The 17,389-nt window shown below is 33.4% G+C and carries 13 protein-coding genes; 12 read left to right on the top strand and 1 reads right to left on the bottom strand.

The genetic code is table 11. The features are described 5' to 3' along the window. The first annotated feature begins 167 nt into the window (after positions 1-167). The 12 genes from CHB72_RS01930 (at position 168) to CHB72_RS01875 (ending at position 15,199) form a co-directional block, all read left to right on the top strand. Positions 168-581, top strand: a complete 414-nt coding sequence (locus CHB72_RS01930) for a lactate utilization protein (RefSeq protein WP_089281166.1) — start codon at positions 168-170, stop codon at positions 579-581. A gap of 303 nt (positions 582-884) precedes the next feature. Beyond that, positions 885-1,754 carry a metallophosphoesterase gene (locus CHB72_RS01925; protein WP_089281165.1) on the top strand — a complete coding sequence of 290 codons (870 nt, stop codon included), beginning with the start codon at positions 885-887 and terminating at the stop codon, positions 1,752-1,754. A 180-nt stretch (positions 1,755-1,934) separates the two neighbouring features. Continuing rightward, positions 1,935-2,399, top strand: coding sequence for a hypothetical protein (locus CHB72_RS01920; RefSeq protein WP_089281164.1), 465 nt, complete (start codon positions 1,935-1,937; stop codon positions 2,397-2,399). 123 nt (positions 2,400-2,522) lie between these two features. Then, on the top strand, positions 2,523-2,828 hold the full coding sequence (locus CHB72_RS01915) for a YciI family protein (protein ID WP_089281163.1): 306 nt from the start codon (positions 2,523-2,525) through the stop codon (positions 2,826-2,828). A 427-nt stretch (positions 2,829-3,255) separates the two neighbouring features. Next, on the top strand, positions 3,256-4,707 hold the full coding sequence (locus CHB72_RS01910; RefSeq protein ID WP_089281162.1) for a Na+/H+ antiporter NhaC family protein: 1,452 nt from the start codon (positions 3,256-3,258) through the stop codon (positions 4,705-4,707). A gap of 248 nt (positions 4,708-4,955) precedes the next feature. Then, positions 4,956-6,011 (top strand): DmpA family aminopeptidase, encoded by a 1,056-nt coding sequence (locus tag CHB72_RS01905; protein WP_089281161.1) that lies wholly within the window; start codon positions 4,956-4,958, stop codon positions 6,009-6,011. Between the two features lie 206 nt (positions 6,012-6,217). Continuing rightward, positions 6,218-8,338 (top strand): ATP-dependent helicase, encoded by a 2,121-nt coding sequence (locus CHB72_RS01900; RefSeq protein ID WP_089281160.1) that lies wholly within the window; start codon positions 6,218-6,220, stop codon positions 8,336-8,338. A 590-nt stretch (positions 8,339-8,928) separates the two neighbouring features. Continuing rightward, positions 8,929-10,137 carry a carboxylate--amine ligase gene (locus CHB72_RS01895; protein WP_089281159.1) on the top strand — a complete coding sequence of 403 codons (1,209 nt, stop codon included), beginning with the start codon at positions 8,929-8,931 and terminating at the stop codon, positions 10,135-10,137. A gap of 68 nt (positions 10,138-10,205) precedes the next feature. Then, positions 10,206-11,690: a UDP-N-acetylmuramoyl-L-alanyl-D-glutamate--2,6-diaminopimelate ligase gene (locus CHB72_RS01890; protein WP_089281158.1), complete on the top strand. Its 1,485-nt coding sequence runs from the start codon at positions 10,206-10,208 to the stop codon at positions 11,688-11,690. 48 nt (positions 11,691-11,738) lie between these two features. Continuing rightward, the gene (asnB, locus tag CHB72_RS01885; RefSeq protein WP_089281157.1) at positions 11,739-13,586 is read left to right on the top strand and encodes an asparagine synthase (glutamine-hydrolyzing); all 1,848 of its coding nucleotides are present in this window, start codon (positions 11,739-11,741) and stop codon (positions 13,584-13,586) included. A 94-nt stretch (positions 13,587-13,680) separates the two neighbouring features. Continuing rightward, positions 13,681-14,829: a C39 family peptidase gene (locus CHB72_RS01880; protein WP_176431134.1), complete on the top strand. Its 1,149-nt coding sequence runs from the start codon at positions 13,681-13,683 to the stop codon at positions 14,827-14,829. 112 nt (positions 14,830-14,941) lie between these two features. Further along, the gene (locus CHB72_RS01875) at positions 14,942-15,199 is read left to right on the top strand and encodes a hypothetical protein (protein ID WP_089281155.1); all 258 of its coding nucleotides are present in this window, start codon (positions 14,942-14,944) and stop codon (positions 15,197-15,199) included. A 453-nt stretch (positions 15,200-15,652) separates the two neighbouring features. On the opposite strand, the gene CHB72_RS01870 is transcribed toward CHB72_RS01875, so the two are convergent. Next, on the bottom strand, positions 15,653-17,365 hold the full coding sequence (locus CHB72_RS01870; protein WP_089281154.1) for an IS1634 family transposase: 1,713 nt from the start codon (positions 17,363-17,365) through the stop codon (positions 15,653-15,655). Positions 17,366-17,389: the final 24 nt, after the last annotated feature.

The raw sequence follows: 17,389 nt of genomic DNA, 5'->3' as shown, positions 1-17,389 counted from the left end.
GCGTGACAGATTGGAAATGACCACAATAGGTATGAAGTAACCGAGATGTTGATGCAGAGCATATATTTTTAGCTGGACACAGTTTCTAGTGAAGGTATATTATTGATGCTTGTAAGGGTAAGGATTATTGGTGTATATGTGATAAAAAATAAGAAAAGCGGTAGAAAGTGAGATCAATTATCTTTACAAAAGAAGAGAAGAAAGAAATATACAGGAAAAGCTTTAGTGCAGATGCATTTTTGTGTAGTACAAACGCTTTGACAGAGGAAGGTGAGCTTTACAACATTGATGGCAACGGAAGTCGTGTAGCAGCAATGATTTATGGACCATACCAGGTAATTATTGTTACTGGTATGAATAAGATAGTCAGAAGCTTAGAGGAAGCAGAAAAACGAGTAAGACAATATGCTGCTCCATTGGATGCAAAAAGGTTAAATAAAAAGACACCATGTGTAACTTTAGGATATTGCATTGATTGTAAAAGTGAGGAAAGAATTTGCAATGATTTCGTTGTTATAAAGCGCCAGTTTAACAAGGGGAGAATTAAGGTTATTATTGTAGGAAAACATTTAGGATACTGATTCTTGGTAAGTATATTGTATATGGCTTAATAATACGTATCATTAATATATTCTTCACCTATGGAGAGTTTTTTGGTTATTGGTAATTTAATTGCAGTGAAGTGGAGATGAACTCCCGATAACACAGGGCTAGCGATATTGTTAGTTGCCATTTTAGGACAAGCCCGACATCGCTAACCCCTAAACGGTACCAACACTAATTACCTACAAAATATAGATGTATTTTAGTTAAGGATAAAACCAGTGTTTTACAATGATTTTTAAATATGAATTAAAAATTATTTGCATAATAAGAGGTGAAACATGCTTATAAAATATAAGAAAATTAGAATTCTCCTTATTGTAGTTATTATTGCTTTAATCATATCATTATTTTGCGTATGGCAGAATAATGATATAACTACAACACAAATTGATTATAGTAACATTAAGATACCGAATGAATTTAATGGATACACTATTGTTCAAATTTCGGATTTACATAATAAAGAATTCGGTAAAAATCAGGAACACTTATTAAAGAAGATTCGAGCAATTTCTCCCGACATTATTCTTGTCACAGGAGACTTAATTGACAGAAGAAAGTATGACCTTGATACTGCAATAATATTTATAAATGGTGCAATGAAAATTGCTCCCGTGTACTATGTTTCAGGAAATCACGAAGCATGGTCTGGTGATTATAAAAATATTAGCCAGAAGTTACTAAGTTATGGTGTACAAATACTTGATGATAATAAAGTTAAATTGATGAAAGGCGAGGCAAGAATAGAAATATTAGGCTTATCGGATCCAGATTTTTTGACATTTGACTATATGGATGGAACGAATTCATCTAAATTGGAAGAACATCTTGCACGCCTATCAGATGATTCAGTTTTTCAAATTTTACTTTCTCATAGACCGGAACTTTTTGATCTATATGCAAATGAAAATATAGATATCATTTTTTCAGGCCATGCACATGGAGGACAGTTTAGAATACCTTTTATTGGAGGACTGGTAGCACCAGATCAAGGACTGTTTCCTAAGTACACAAGTGGTATCTACACACAAAATCAGTCAACGCTGATCGTCAGTAGAGGACTTGGCAATAGCATAATTCCTGTTAGAATATTTAACAGACCAGAGATTGTGGTAGTTACTTTACAAAATGAAAGGTATGCAAAATGAGTATCATCTTTATTTTAACCTATGGCAATTGAATAACATAAATAGCTATGCTTGTTAATGCACATGAAACTATCGAAGCAAGTAGAAGATGAGAGCGTTTTTAGGCGTCGTTAACATGATTTATAGTGTATACTTGATAGATAATGCGCAGTAATTCTTTTATTGAATGGAGGGGAATCGTTGAAAAAGAATTTAAAAGTTATCATATTAATATTGGCTATGTCTATTATAGGTATTTGGGTTCTATCAAAAATACCATTTGAAAGTGATATTAACCAAACAATAACTGCAAAAATATATAAAGATGGAGTTATAGTTCAAGACACTACGGTTATTATCAATGGAGCCAGAAGTAATTATATATTTGCTGATGAACAGTATTACGAAGGGCAATTTATTGTTGAATATTATGAAAGAACCAGTCGTGAAGGCATGAAAGCAAATATAAAATGGAATGAAGAATTTGAAGAGGCGAGAATATTATATCATCAGAATGCTACATTCCCTTCGTTAGAAATAAATCATGAGCTTCTCATTAATAAAGAAATGAAAGATTTCGCTTTAGGTCTTCAAGATGGCACAATAATTGCGACTTCAGATGAAATGTATCAAAATTATCTAGAAAGCATTAATCCATCAAAATGACATATTATTCTTAAATTGCGAAAGAAGCCGATTAGTAACTATTTGGCACTTTCTTTTCTGGATGACATAAACTTTTTTAAAAAAGATTAAAGGAAGCAAAGAAAATATAAAGGAGGAATTTTTATGCAATTTTTAATTACAGCATATGATGGAACTGATGAAAAAGCCCTTGAAAGGAGATTTGCAATTCGTGAACAACATTTAAAACTTGTTGAAAGATTAATGGATGAGAAAAAATATTTATATGGTGGTGCCATGCTTGATGAAAATGACAAAATGATTGGTTCTTGTGTTGTTGTTGAATTTCCTACAAGAGAAGATGTAGATGAATATTTAAAGATTGAGCCTTATGTTAAAGGAAATGTATGGCAGAAAATTGAAGTTAAGCCTTACAAAGTTGCGCCTATGTTCATGGCTTTACATAAATAAGTAAAGATTGATCCACCCGTTGAAAATAATTCCATTGCTATGGAAGTAACTGAGTCCCTAACACGGGGCGAAATAACTAAATTTTAAAAAGTTGGGTCTAGTAAAGACAAACAGCCTCCATCACTGAAGGTAGTACAGCTAACAACATAAATTAAGAAACACACCAATGTGTTTCTTTTTTTATACATAATTTAGGGACTATTGAGGTTAATGTTAGATCTTATTGAGATGATTTCTAGGAGATATTCAAGTTTACACGCTGATATAAATGATGATTTTATAGATATATGTCGGAATTTACTAAAGTAATTGGAAGGATATAGCATTTAAACATAGAAATAGAAGAATATGTGTGCCTATTCTAATGCGATCTCTCGAAGGCGAAGGTCGTACATATTTATTATCAATTTATTAAGGAGGGAAAATAATGACAAACAAAAGCAATAAACTCGAGTTTTATGGTGGAGAATGGATGTCTTTTATTCCATTTATCGTTTTCCTTGTGCTCATCGTTATCACAACCTTTGTACATGGTTCAATTTCCGATGGGGCATTATGGATTCCAGCATTTATGGCACTGATTATTGCATTTTTCTTTGCAAAAAACAAAAAGCTTTACAGCGAAACGATTATTAATGGAATGGCTAGTAGAGAAGCAATTGTACCAGTTGTTTGCTGGATTTTTGCAGGCGTATTCTCTAGGATTCTAAGGGAGTCAGGTCTTGCTGGGGGCATTGCTGGTATGGCAGCATCATTAGGAATCGCCGGTACAGCCTTCATTATTGTATCATTTATTGCATCAGCGATTTTTGCAACAGCATCTGGGACAGGATTTGGAACTATTGCAGCAGGAATGGGGGTGCTTTATCCAGCAGGAGTTGCTCTTGGTGCACATCCAGCGCTGTTAGCAGGAGCTATCGTTTCTGGTGGTGCATTTGGTGATAACTTGGCACCAGTTTCTGATACAACAATTTGTTCTGCAACTTCTCAAGGGGTAGATGTTCCGGGGGTTGTCAGGTCTAGATTAAAATATGCACTAGTGGCTGCAGCGATTACTATAGTTGGGATTATTATTGTTGGTATGACTTATAAAGGAGAAACTGCCACTTTTGACCCAACAAGCTATAACGGAACTGCATTGATCATGCTGGTTCCTGTGGCGATTACGATTTGGGTAGCAGTAAAAGCTGGGGACATAATTATTGCCACTACAATCGGATCTGTTTTAGCAGGTGGAACTGCTGTTCTTGCCGGTCTGATGGATTTTATTCAAATTGATCCTGGACAAGAGATAACGAAGAAGGCTTTATTTAGAGTTGCTGGTGCTGGCCTTGACAGGACAGTTGATGGGGTAATTTACACAGGTATCAATAGTATGATACAAGTATGTCTTTTAGCTATTCTTCTATTCGGCTCAATTGCTGTAATGAGAGCTGGTGAAGGAGACTTAAAACTACTAGACTCTATTGGTAAGATTGCCAAGGGGCCAATGGGTGCAGAATTCTCTATTACTGGCATGATTATTGCTCTTTCCTCATTAATGGGTCTGAATGCTCCTGCAATTTTAGCGGTTGGCTCTTCGTTTGCAAAGCCACTATCTAAAAAGCATGGTATTAGCCCCTATAGAACAGCAAATTTACTGGATGCAACTTCTTGTACACTCGTATATTCTTTACCATGGACTCCAGCAATAATTTATACAATTGGCTTCACTAGAGATGGCATCCATCCTCTTACAGCCTTAGAAGTAACTCCATTTGTCTTCTATGCCTTTGCTATGTTGGCAGTCATGTTGACAAGTATTGTATTAGGCATTGGAAGACATGATCATATGACTGCAGAAGAAATCGAAAATATGAAAGCTATAGCTACTGAATAGGTTTATCAAATCGATACTTCTTAAAACTTCATGATTAAAACGATTTTATTAACCTACCTTTACACACTTTAGAGTAAAGGTAGGTTTCACTTTATCATTATTAGAATAAATAGTATGCTATATATAATATATTGTTTTAAGAGGCACAGAGCTTTTTGCATCCAATGAAGATATAAATTTGAAGCTGACTTTGCTGGTTCACTAGAGTATTGGTATTAAAATTTCTAGATTAGCAGGAGGAAAAGTAAATGAACAACAAAAAAAGAATTGAAGATTATGGTGTCACAATAGGGAAATTTTCTAAAGGAAAATTAAATAAAATAACTGATGTAAAAGGTGTTAAGGTAGGACACTGCACAATTGATACACAAGAAAATAAAACTGGTGTTACTGTAATATTACCACAAGAAGGAAATGTTTTTCAAAATAAGCTGATTGCTGCATCTTATGTGATAAATGGTTTTGGAAAAACTACAGGACTTATGCAAATAGAGGAACTAGGCACCTTGGAAACCCCTATAGCTCTAACCAATACATTAAATATTGGTATTGTACATGATGCGATGGTTTCCTATATGATTGAGCAATGTGAAAAAGATCATATAGAGATACAATCTATCAATCCAGTGGTAGGAGAGTGTAATGATGCTGGCTTGAATAATATAAAAAAAAGAGTCATACAAAAAGAACATGTATATGAGGCAATTAAAAATAGTTGTGTGAATTTTGAAGAAGGAGACGTAGGTGCAGGTAAGGGAATGACATGCCATAAATTAAAAGGCGGCATCGGATCATCATCCCGTAAAATTCTTTTAGATAATAAAGAATACCATTTAGGAATATTGGTTCAGTCCAATCATGGGCTGTTAGAAGACTTAACTATAAGTGGGAAAAATATTGGAAAAGAAATTGCCAAAAGAATTAAAGTAGAAGGAACCATTGATAAAGGATCCATCATAATCGTTGTGGCTACAGATATCCCCTTATCAAGCAGACAATTGAAAAGAGTTTGTAAAAGGGCGAGTGTTGGCTTAGCGAGAGTAGGTTCCTATATTGGGCATGGTAGTGGAGAAGTAGTTATTGGTTTTACGACGGGAAATATAATAGAGCATGATGATAAAAGTGATTTAGTCACAATCCGTATAATAAATGAGAATCATATGGATTTGCTCTTTCGAGCAGTGGCAGAAGCTTGTGAAGAAGCTATATTAAACTCGATGATTACAGCTAATAGTGTGGTAGGATACAAAGGCAATAGAAGAGAAGCTTTGAGGGATTTTATTAAAGGACTAATGGATGTATAAAATAACTATCTTACTATAAGGCATAAAATTATCTAATCAAAAATGATATATACTGGATTAATACTGGTAATTCTTATATCAATTCTATAGACAGTTTAAATCAGAGCTAAAAAATATGGTAGAATAGAATGAAGGTGAAAAGGACAGTGGTAAACTTTTAGTATAATGTTATTAGTATTTTGAAACTATTTAAAGGATGATGCTTCATGTTTGGAATTCAATTGAATGAACAACAAAGATTAGCTTCTTTACATAAGGATGGTCCAGCTATCGTTTTAGCTGTTGCTGGAGCAGGGAAAACAACAACATTGTGTACTAGAACAGCTAATCTTATTACAAAACACAAAATAAATCCTAAAAAGATAAAAACAATGACTTTTTCTCGGGCTGCTGCAAGGGATATGAAGGAGAGATTTATTAAACTGTTTGGTGAACATATTAGGCATATTCATGATGTTGAATTTAGTACGATACATTCCTTTGCCTATTCAGTGATAGCATACTATTACAGACAAAAAAATATACCCCTCATCATCATAGAAAATGAAAAAGAAGAAGTGAATAAGTATTATATATTGAAAGATATTTTTAAGACGGTTAATCATGAGTATATTACTGAAGAACAGTTAGAGGAACTGTTAACCCAGATCACTTACATTAAAAATATGATGCTTAAGACAGAAGAAATTGAGGAAATTAAGACTACCATAAAAAACTTTGCCCTTATATTTGAAACCTATGAAAATATAAAAAAGGAAAAGCATTATATAGATTATGATGATATGTTAACAGTGATGTATAATATATTGATTCATGAACCGCAGCTTTTAAAAGCTTTACAAAATAAATATGACTATTGGCAGGTTGATGAGTTTCAGGATACTAGTATTATACAGTATGAGATTCTAAAACTACTAGCAGAGCCCAACAATAATCTTTTTTGTGTAGGTGATGATGATCAAACTCTCTATTCATGGCGGGGCAGCTATCCAAAGATCTTATTGGACTTTCCTAAAGCGTTTAAAGAGGCAAAAGTGTATTTTATGGAAGAAAACTATAGAAGTACACAGGATATTATTAAATTAAGTAATAGAGTAATCTCTTTAAATGAACAACGGTACAAGAAAAACATTTTTACCCAGAAGGGTAAAGGCCTTCCTGTATTTATTGAGGAATTCAATAATGAAAAAACACAAATTAAAACGATCATAGAGGAAATCAAACAAAAAAAGCAATTACATGAAGTAGCGATTTTATTTCGCAATAACTTCTCTGCTATACCTTTTATAGATAGCTTCCAGGAAAATAATATTCCATTTTATATTAGAGAGCATAAAATGTCTTTTTTAAAGCATTGGATTGTGAAGGATATTGTATCATTTATTGAATTTGCCTATAGGCCTTGGGATTTAGAACTATTTAATAATATTTACTACAAGCTTAATGCCTTTCTATCAAAACAGTCAATTTTACATGTTGTTCAACAACTGGAGAAAATGGATGCAACAGAAAGAGGAGAGATAAACGTCTTTGATATACTACTGACATATCCGCATCTTAAATATTATCAAAAAGATAGGATTCTAAGAATCAAATATGATTTTGATGTCTTTAGAAGGCAAAACACTAATAGCTTTATGCATTTTATTAGAAAAAGATTGAAATATGATGAATATTTAGGGAAGCAAGATTTAACCTCTGAAGAAGTAGTTAATAATACCATAGGCACTTTAGAATACTTAGCAAGTAATGTTACTACAGGATTAGACTTTATTGATAAGATCAATGGATTGAAATCTCTTGTTGAAGAAGCCAGCCGTAATAAACAGAAAGGCGTGATATTATCAACGATTCATTCTGCAAAAGGTCTAGAATTTGATGATGTTTATGTTATTGATGTCATCAATGGGGTTTTGCCTAACACTTCAAGTTTAAATCAATTAAAGAAATATGAAGATTCTTCTGAATTTGAAGAAGAAAGACGAGCTTTTTACGTAGCGCTAACCCGTGCCAGAAAACAATTGAAAATTTGCTCCATTAAAAAGAGATTTGAGAACATAACGGAAGAATCAATTTTTCTAAAAGAGGTTAAGCAAATCCTTAATATTAATCAATTGAAACCAAATATAAGATCAAAAGAAATAGATATTGATACCACGAAGATTGACATGAATGCTTATAAAAAAGGTAAACAGCTTAAGCATAAGGCCTTTGGTAAAGGATGTATAGTAATGCTTGATGATAGTATTGCAACAGTTGATTTTGATAGTGTTGGTACAAAAAAAGTGGACATAAAAACCTGTATTAAATATGGGTTATTAATTTAATACAGGTGATTTTACTCCTCTGTAAAAATAAAGTAATATTAGAGCATCAAAAGTGGAAAAATGATGGAAAAAGAATTGCTAAATCTTAAAAGACTAGATGAAAAATGGAAGGAAGTTGCTTAATCTGAAGTTGATAATAATAAAAGTATCAATAAGTTTACATAATATATAAGATATAGATATGTGTGGGATAGATTGGCAAGCATTTAAAACCAAAAAAAAACTTGCAAACTCCCCATTTCTGTGACAATATATAATTATGTATATATGCGAATGTCGGTTAATTTTCAAGGGTTATTATAGATAGACTGTGACAGAATATATATGTTAACTTTTAGTAGCTATGGATAGATATAGATAACCAATTTTAAACTTTAATTGCACTCTGTGAAAGTGACTGACAGCAAATCAAAGATTTGGGGCATCTACTTTTGATATACACGGTCTACGGTTTCGCCCAAAACCATGGGCTGCAAATGTAGCCCTTAGTATATCAAAATTTCACCTTGTATAAGCGACTGACATGAAATCATAGATTTCAGTCATCTGCTTAAGTTCTGTAGTTGATTACCCATATAGGAGGGGTTAGTGTGAATAATAAAGCAGTAATTTTAGGTACTAATTATTATATAGGGCTAAGCGTAATTCGATGCTTGGGTGTTCATGGGATACACACTGTCGCTGTAGATTATTCTCAAGAAAATACCTACGGCGCTAAATCTAAATATTGTTCTGAGCAACTTGTTTCCCCCCACTATAAAAAAGATACAAAAGCATTTGTTGATTTTTTGAAAGATTATGCTAGTAAACAAAGCTCTCCACCAGTGCTTATTCCGTGTCATGATACATATGTGGAGATCATTGATGACCACCTAGAGGAACTAAGAGAGCATTACCTCATTCCTCAAACGGAAGCTGGTTTATATACTAACTTAATGAACAAAGAAGCATTACATCGATTAGCAATGGATAAAGGTGTGGCTGTGCCAGAGACTATTAGAGTAAATGAAGAGAATTTCTTCGAAAAAATAGAAACGATAATTAAATATCCTTGTATAGTTAAGCCTGTTGATTCACCGACCTTTGTAGCAAAGTTTAGAAGAAAGATTTTTAAAGTTCATAATAAAGCGGAATTAGAAGAAGCTTTAGCAAAGGTAAAGGATGCAGGATTAGAAGTGATTGTACAAAGGATTATTCCAGGCTTTGATGATCATATGTATACTTTTGACGCATATTTGAACCAAGAAGCAAAAGTGACCCACTGGAGTACTTGTCAAAAATATCGGCAATATCCTATTAACTTTGGTGCTTCTGTGTATACTGGACAAAAGTATGTGCCAGAGCTTTATGATATAGGGGCAAAGTTTTTTGAAGAAGTTAAATATAAAGGTTTTGCTGAAATAGAGTTTAAAAAGGATGCTGAAACTGGACAGTTTTATCTAATAGAAGTAAATGTGCGAATCACTAATTTTAATAGTCTACTGTATAAAATAGGACTAAATATACCTTATATCACTTATCGAGAATTAACAGGGGCTCCTTTAGAGCCGAAAGCCATTGAAGAAGATACAAACATAGTATTTTGGTATGGATATGAAGATTTATTAGCCATTAAAGATTATATTAAAACTGGACAACTTACCTTTAGAGAGGTGTTTTTATCTTTATTTAAACCAAAGGCCTATGCGATCTGGGATTGGACAGACCCTGCTCCAGCTTTATCCTATGCAGGAATTATTTTAGGGAAAGTATTTAAGAAAGTTTTTAGGATTAAGAAAGCGGATGGCCTCAATCTTTGATTTGGTGTCAACCACTTTCACAGAGCGCAATAAGAACTTGGATTAACGAATAGAATGGAGTTGAACCTATGTTATTGACCACGCTAATTAAAGACCTTGAATTTGTTAAGCTTAAAGGAGACTTAAGTATAGACGTTAGTGGGATTGCCTATGATTCTAGAGAAGTGGCGAACAATGGAGTTTTTGTTGCAATGCCAGGATTTAAAATGGATGGTCATGATTTCATTCAACAAGCAATCGATATGGGTGCTAACACAATTATTATAGAAAAGGATTTGTATATAGAAGACAATATAACCGTACTTAAAGTTACGGATTCTAGAAAGGCATTAGCTAGAATAGCTTCTAACTTCTATAACAAACCTACTGAGAAACTGAATATGGTTGGGATTACTGGAACAAATGGCAAAACTTCAATAACATATTTTATTAAATCGATATTTGACCATGTCAATAAATCTACAGGACTTATTGGAACGATTGGAACGATGATAGACAATAAAATAATGCAGAATAAAAACACTACACCGGAATCCCTCAACCTTCAAGCGATATTTAATAATATGTTAAAAGTAAATACTGAGAATTGTATTATGGAGGTATCATCCCATTCTTTAAGCCTTAATAGGGTGGCCTATTGTGAATTCAATACTGGTATATTTACAAACCTTACTCCAGATCATTTAGAGTTACACAAAAATATGGAGGAGTATTTTAACGCTAAAGCAGAGTTGTTTGAAATGACTAGAGATTATAATATTATCAATGCAGACGATGAATATGGTAGAAGATTGATAGAAAGAGTTAAAAATTATGATGCAAAATTAGTAACCTATGGAATAGAAAATGAAGCAGATATTTATGCAACAGACATTTTCTATTCAGTTGAATTTACTAAATATACCCTAAATACACCAAAGGGTAGTATAGAAATTACAGTGAATATACCTGGAATCATCTACGTATATAACAGCTTAGCAGCTATAGCATGTGCTTATTGTAATGGTATTGATCTAAACGATATACAAAAAGGAATTAAGGAATTGAAAAGTATTAAAGGCAGGTTTGAAGTTGTATATACAGACCAAGACTATAAGATTATAGTAGACTTCGCTCATACAGAAGATGGGTTGGAAAAGACACTAACTACCATCAAGCCTTTCGCAAAGGGCAGAATCATACTAGTATTTGGAGTTTATGCAGCCCCTGGAGAAAAAGGAAGAGGTAAAAGGCGGGCAATGGGTAAGGTTGCGGCTAAGTATTCAGATTTTGCTGTAGTAACATCGGACAACCCTAAAGAGCAGGATCCCAATTTAATCATTCAAGAAATCGTTGAAGCTATAAAAGAAGAAAATGGAAAGCATATAGCTATTGTTGATAGAAAAGAAGCGATTAAATATGCGATAGGAATCAGTAATAAAGATGATATCATTCTTATAGCTGGGAAAGGCCATGAAACTTCACAGGTAATAGGAAAAGAAGAAATACCTTTTAATGAAACGGAAATAGTTACAGAAATAATAAAGACTTCAAGAGAAATGAAAATAAGTTAGAACTGGATGATCAACAGTATAATGTCATAATAGTGAAGGGTGATAAAAATGTGTGGCTTTGTAGGTTTTGCAGATGCTAATTTAGCATTAGATAAAATTAAAATAATTAATGATATGATGGATACTATTATTCACAGGGGTCCTGACAGTGGGGGAGTCTTTTCTGATGATCATGTGACACTGGGCTTTAGAAGGCTTAAAATTATTGATTTATCAGAGGTAGCAAGTCAGCCCATGTATAATGAAGATAAAAGTTGTGTATTGATTTTTAATGGAGAGATATACAATTATCAAGAGTTGAGAGATGACCTTAAGGAAAAAGGTCATCTATTTAAGAGTGAAACAGATAGTGAAGTTATCATCCATGGCTACGAGGAGTACGGTGTAGAGATATTACAAAAACTAAGAGGCATGTTTGCTTTTGTAATATGGGATGTAAAGAATGAAACCATGTTTTTAGCAAGGGACTTTTTTGGTATAAAGCCTCTATACTATACTCAGAATACAACTGATCATTCTTTTATATTTGGTTCTGAAATAAAATCTTTTTTAAAGCAACCATCATTTAAAAAAGAGATGAATGAGGATGCATTAAAACCGTATCTTACCTTTCAATACTCAGTACTTGATGAAACCTTCTTTAAAGGAGTGTACAAGCTGAAGCCTGGGCATTATATGTTGTATAAGAAGGGTGAAATAGAAATTAAGCCCTATTGGAGTGTCAATTTTAATGAAAAAGAAAATAGCTTAGAACACTATGTTGAAGAGATTAAAAGCACCTTGAAAGAATCCGTTAATTATCATAGGATTAGCGATGTGAAGGTGGGATCATTTTTGTCTGGAGGTATTGATTCCAGCTATATTACAGCGTTGTTGATGCCTAACAAAACCTTTTCAGTAGGTTTTCAAGATTATGAAGGGATATTTAATGAAACAAATCATGCAAAGGATTTATCTGATATCTTAAAGATAGACAATTATAGAAAGATCATTAATGCTGATGAGTGTTTTGAAATGCTACCAACAATTCAATATCATATGGATGAGCCTCAATCCAATCCCTCTTCAGTGCCACTATATTTTTTGTCAGAACTAGCTAGTAAGCATGTAACAGTGGTGTTATCTGGAGAAGGAGCGGATGAAATCTTTGGAGGCTATGAATGGTATGACACTACTCCAACGATGGAAAAATATGAAAAAGTTCCCTATGTTATTCGACGACCAGTCTCTCAAATTTGCAAAAAACTGCCTAGAAATAGAATTACTAGGTTTTTAGTAAAAGGGGGACAAAAAGTAGAAGAAAAGTTCATTGGTCAGGCTAAGGTTTTTGATGAAGATGATGCATTAAGGGTATTAAAGGATGATTACAAAAATGGTCCCTCAACACGAAGTGTGACTAAAGGTGTCTATGATCAGGTTAAAGATAAGGATGACATTACTAAAATGCAGTATGTTGATCTTAATCTCTGGTTACCGGGGGATATACTTTTAAAGGCGGATAAGATGAGTTTAGCTCACTCTATTGAATTAAGGGTTCCATTTTTAGATAAAGTAGTCATGTCTTTAGCTTCACAAATTCCAACCAGATATCGTGTTAATAAGATAAACACTAAATATGCATTAAGAACTGCTGCGAAAGAAGCATTGCCAGATGAATGGGCAAATAGACCTAAAGTAGGATTTCCTGTTCCAATAAGATTTTGGCTGCGTGAGAAAAAGTATTATGATATAGTAAAAGAAATGTTCCAATCGGATATTGCTGAGGAATTTTTTAACACTGAAGAGCTTGTGAGATATCTCGATGAGCATTATACAAAAAAGGATAATTATGCTAGATACATTTGGACAGTATATGTATTCCTTGTATGGTATAAGAAATTTTTTAAGGAATTATAGATAATCCTTACTAGGTATTCGTTGTCCACCATCGTAAAAAATATGTTCGGTCTTTTGAAGGTGGATGTACATGACTGGAATAAGGGGGAGACAGTTGAGAAAAAGATTACGTTTTAAAAGCAAGTTGAGGTTTACTCTATTTTTGATGTTTGTTATTGCCATTATATTGAATGGTGGTAGGTATTACTTTAAAGATAATAATATAATCCATAAAAATAACAGGATGGGCGTTGAAGATAGTGATATAATCGATGATATTATACCCACCAAAAAAGGGACAATTACAATTCTAAATATGGATGCTGTTATAGACATTCCCATAAAAAACACTGAATATGTCATTACTGATTTAGAATCAGGTGAGGTCATTGAACTGTTGATTACTGATGAAGATGGTAGAGCGACGTCAAGCCCGCTTAATTATGATGCAACTTATGAAATAAAACAGGTTAACATTAAAACACCCTATGAACTAAGAGATGAAGTTTATCCTATAGAAATTAATAATGAAAATCATGAGATTACTATTAAGAACAATTGGCTTGAATTTATTAAAGCGGTTGAACCTATAGTTGAAGCTGCCGAACCTATGGTTCAAGCTATTGAATCTACAGATGATGGTAATGTTAAAATTACTGAAGTATATATTCCGGTGGGTACTATTATGCAAAAGCCTGAACTGCCAAATGGCTGTGAAATTACTTCTTTAACAGCTGTATTAAATTACTATGGATATGAAGTATCAAAAACTGAAATGGCTGATGTGTATTTACCGAAAGAACCTTTTATAGCACGGGATGGTACACTATATGGGGCGAATCCCTATAAAGCATATGCTGGTGATCCCAGAGATCAACGGGGAGGTTTTTATGTATTCGCACCTCCAATTGTTGATGCAGCAAAAAACTATTTTGAGGCAGCTGGTGGAAATATGAATCCCATTGATGTAAGTCAAAGCACTAGGGAAGAGATCATTGACTATCTTAATGAGGGGATTCCTGTAGTTATTTGGATGACTATTGATCTAAAGGCTCCAAGAATCGGATATGCATGGTATTTTCACGATACAGAGGAAACTTACTCAGCATATGTTAATCTGCATAGTGTTGTAATCAATGGATATGTAGAGGATAATGTTCATATTATGGACCCTTTAAAGGGACAAGTTATATATAATGCAGATGAATTTTTTGCAAGCTATTATTCTTTAGGCAGCCATGCCATGGTTATTGTTGAAGAATAAAAAAAAATTTGAAGAGCACAACTTGATTAAAATTATAAAAATTGCGTTGAAATTGTATAATAGATAAGATTAAGCTAGTTGAATTATTTATGATTTAGAAGGGGGGACAACTATGACACCAAATGAAGTGGAAAGATTAGAAAATTTTTTGACGGAGTCTTTTAGGGAAGGAATATATTTTAGAGAATTAAGATTATCCTATGAAGAAATGGAATATATTAAGAAAAAGTATCCAAAAGCTAATGTGAAAAAGTGTGTAACAACGGAGAATTCAGATGAGAAAGTTTGGTGGGAAATTAACCTTCTACTTTCCATCAATAATCAAAAAGAATTCATTGATATTGAGAAAAGCCAAGCAACTGCAGTCTAGCTAACACCTGTAGCTGCAGGTCAGACTGTTGAAAAATCTATATCGGTTTCGTTGATTCGAAAATCCAGCACCCTTACGTATTCTGTATACGATGCGGTCGCTGGATTTTCTTTTGTCTCGAATCTGAAGGCTTTTAAACAGCCTTAATTTTTTTGACTATTTCAGCAAGCTGAAATATCGAGGAATCAGATGAAGCGCCTATTCTACTTAACGAAAAACCTATCTACGCTAACAAGTGGATACCTTGAAAGTAAAATAGGATAAGAAATTTTTTAAAAAACAAAAAAACAAAAAAAGAAAAAAAAAAGAAAAAAAGAAAAAAATACCTTTACACAGAACAACTGTTCGGTTATAATCCCGTCTTTGACAGTTGGAAAGGATAAAAAGCTTGAAACCTATTGTAAATACTAGGATTCAAGCTTTTGTTATGAGTTCAAAAACTGCGTACTTTTTTTAGTTTTTCGTATCTTTAAAAATTTTTTTCATCTGAGTGTTTTTAATGATTTGATAATCTGTTCTGAAACCAAAAGCCTCGTGAAGAGCATCTGTAAAATCCGTTCGAGTATAAGTTGGAATATAGCCATCGCCAGGGATTTCGTAAAAATTCATATCCCTTAACCCTTGTATAATTTCAGAACAGGTGAACTTACTATCTAAGCGCTTTTCAAGATATCTGTAGAGTACCATTGCTAAGAAACAAGTTGTAAAATGTGCTTCTATACGATCATCTCTTGTTAAGTACACAGGTCTTGCCTTAAATTCGCTTTTCATAATTCTAAAGCATTCTTCAATCTCCCAACGTCTATGGTTAACTTTGATAATTTCAGAGGCCTCATCTTCTAAGTTGGTGCATACCCCATAAAAACCATCATAAGCTTCTTCTTTTGCAATAACTTCTAAATCGAGGCTATAGAGATCCTTTTCCGCCACTTCACCATCTGGTGTAACACTGGTTTTTCCAATAAACCGTTTGTAATCGTTCTGATGGCTTTTTTTAAGCTTTGAAGGGTTTGTTTCAATGACCTTAAGGGCGCGGTCAATTTGACCATTTCGAATCTTTCTTTGGTAGTCTCTATATTTGATGGAATAAGTAACGATTAACTTTTGTTCCAACCCATTTTCTTTAATCCAGCGTTCTTTATAGAAGGTTTTGTCTGTAAACTGATCTTCTTGTATATTAGAGATATCATAAACCTTGTTATCACCACTTAAACACCATCCTTCAGTTGACAGGGTCCAGTCTTTAAGGTGCTTTTTAAGTTTTTTGACAGATTGGGTGGTGATAAAAGCCCGCTGTCCCTGGTCATTAAATTTTCTATTGTCATTGGATGCAAGGCCTGCATCAGTGCAGACAACAAATTTTGAGAGCTTGAAATCATCCAGTATTTTTTGTTCTAGAGGCCTCAAAGTCAGCTGTTCATTGGTATTGCCTTTAGTGATGCTAAAAGCTAGTGGAATACCATCACCATCCATGAAAAGCCCCATTTGAACGATGGGATTCGGTTTATGCTCCTTAGAATAGCCATACTGTTTTAGACCTTGCTCTTGTTCAATCTCAAAGAAATAATTTGTACAGTCATAATAAAGAATGCCTGAATTTCGCTTAGAAAGTTTTTGGCTATTTTTATAGAGTTCAGATTGAATAAAGTTCGTTTCCTTTGAGATTACCTCAAGGGCTCTATAAATGTGTTGAATATCAAAGTCAGGCTTTTCTAAAAACCTAGAAGACAGATTATAGGTAGAAAGTTTAGAGCTAGGAAAAATAATTCTACCGTATAAAAGCCTTGAAAGTATGGAGTCGAGATTAAAAGAAAATTTATGGCGATTAGAAATCTCTTTACAGATGTTGTGAAGCCCTAGTTCGTGATATGTTTTTTGAAGAAATAGATAGCCGCCATTAAAAGAACGTTGTTTTTCTTTTTCAATAAGTTTTGTAGGCGAGTATTGAACCATGATTTTACTGTTTTCTTCTTTTTCTTTTTCATTAAGTTCTGAAATATATTTCTTAGCCCATTCGATAGGATCTTCTCCATTTAACTTTTTTAAGAGTTCATCGTATGTACCGAGTTTTTCAACAATTTTAGTAGTTCGTTTATTCTTTTCAATAACATCCTTTATCACATAAAGTGAAGTGGCATTTTTAGATTTTGAAAGAGATAGTCTCATAATATTAACCCCCTATCCCCTATA

The organism is Anaerovirgula multivorans (assembly GCF_900188145.1).
In the GTDB taxonomy this organism is placed as follows: domain Bacteria; phylum Bacillota; class Clostridia; order Peptostreptococcales; family Natronincolaceae; genus Anaerovirgula; species Anaerovirgula multivorans.
This window is presented reverse-complemented; position numbering and strand designations above follow the sequence as displayed.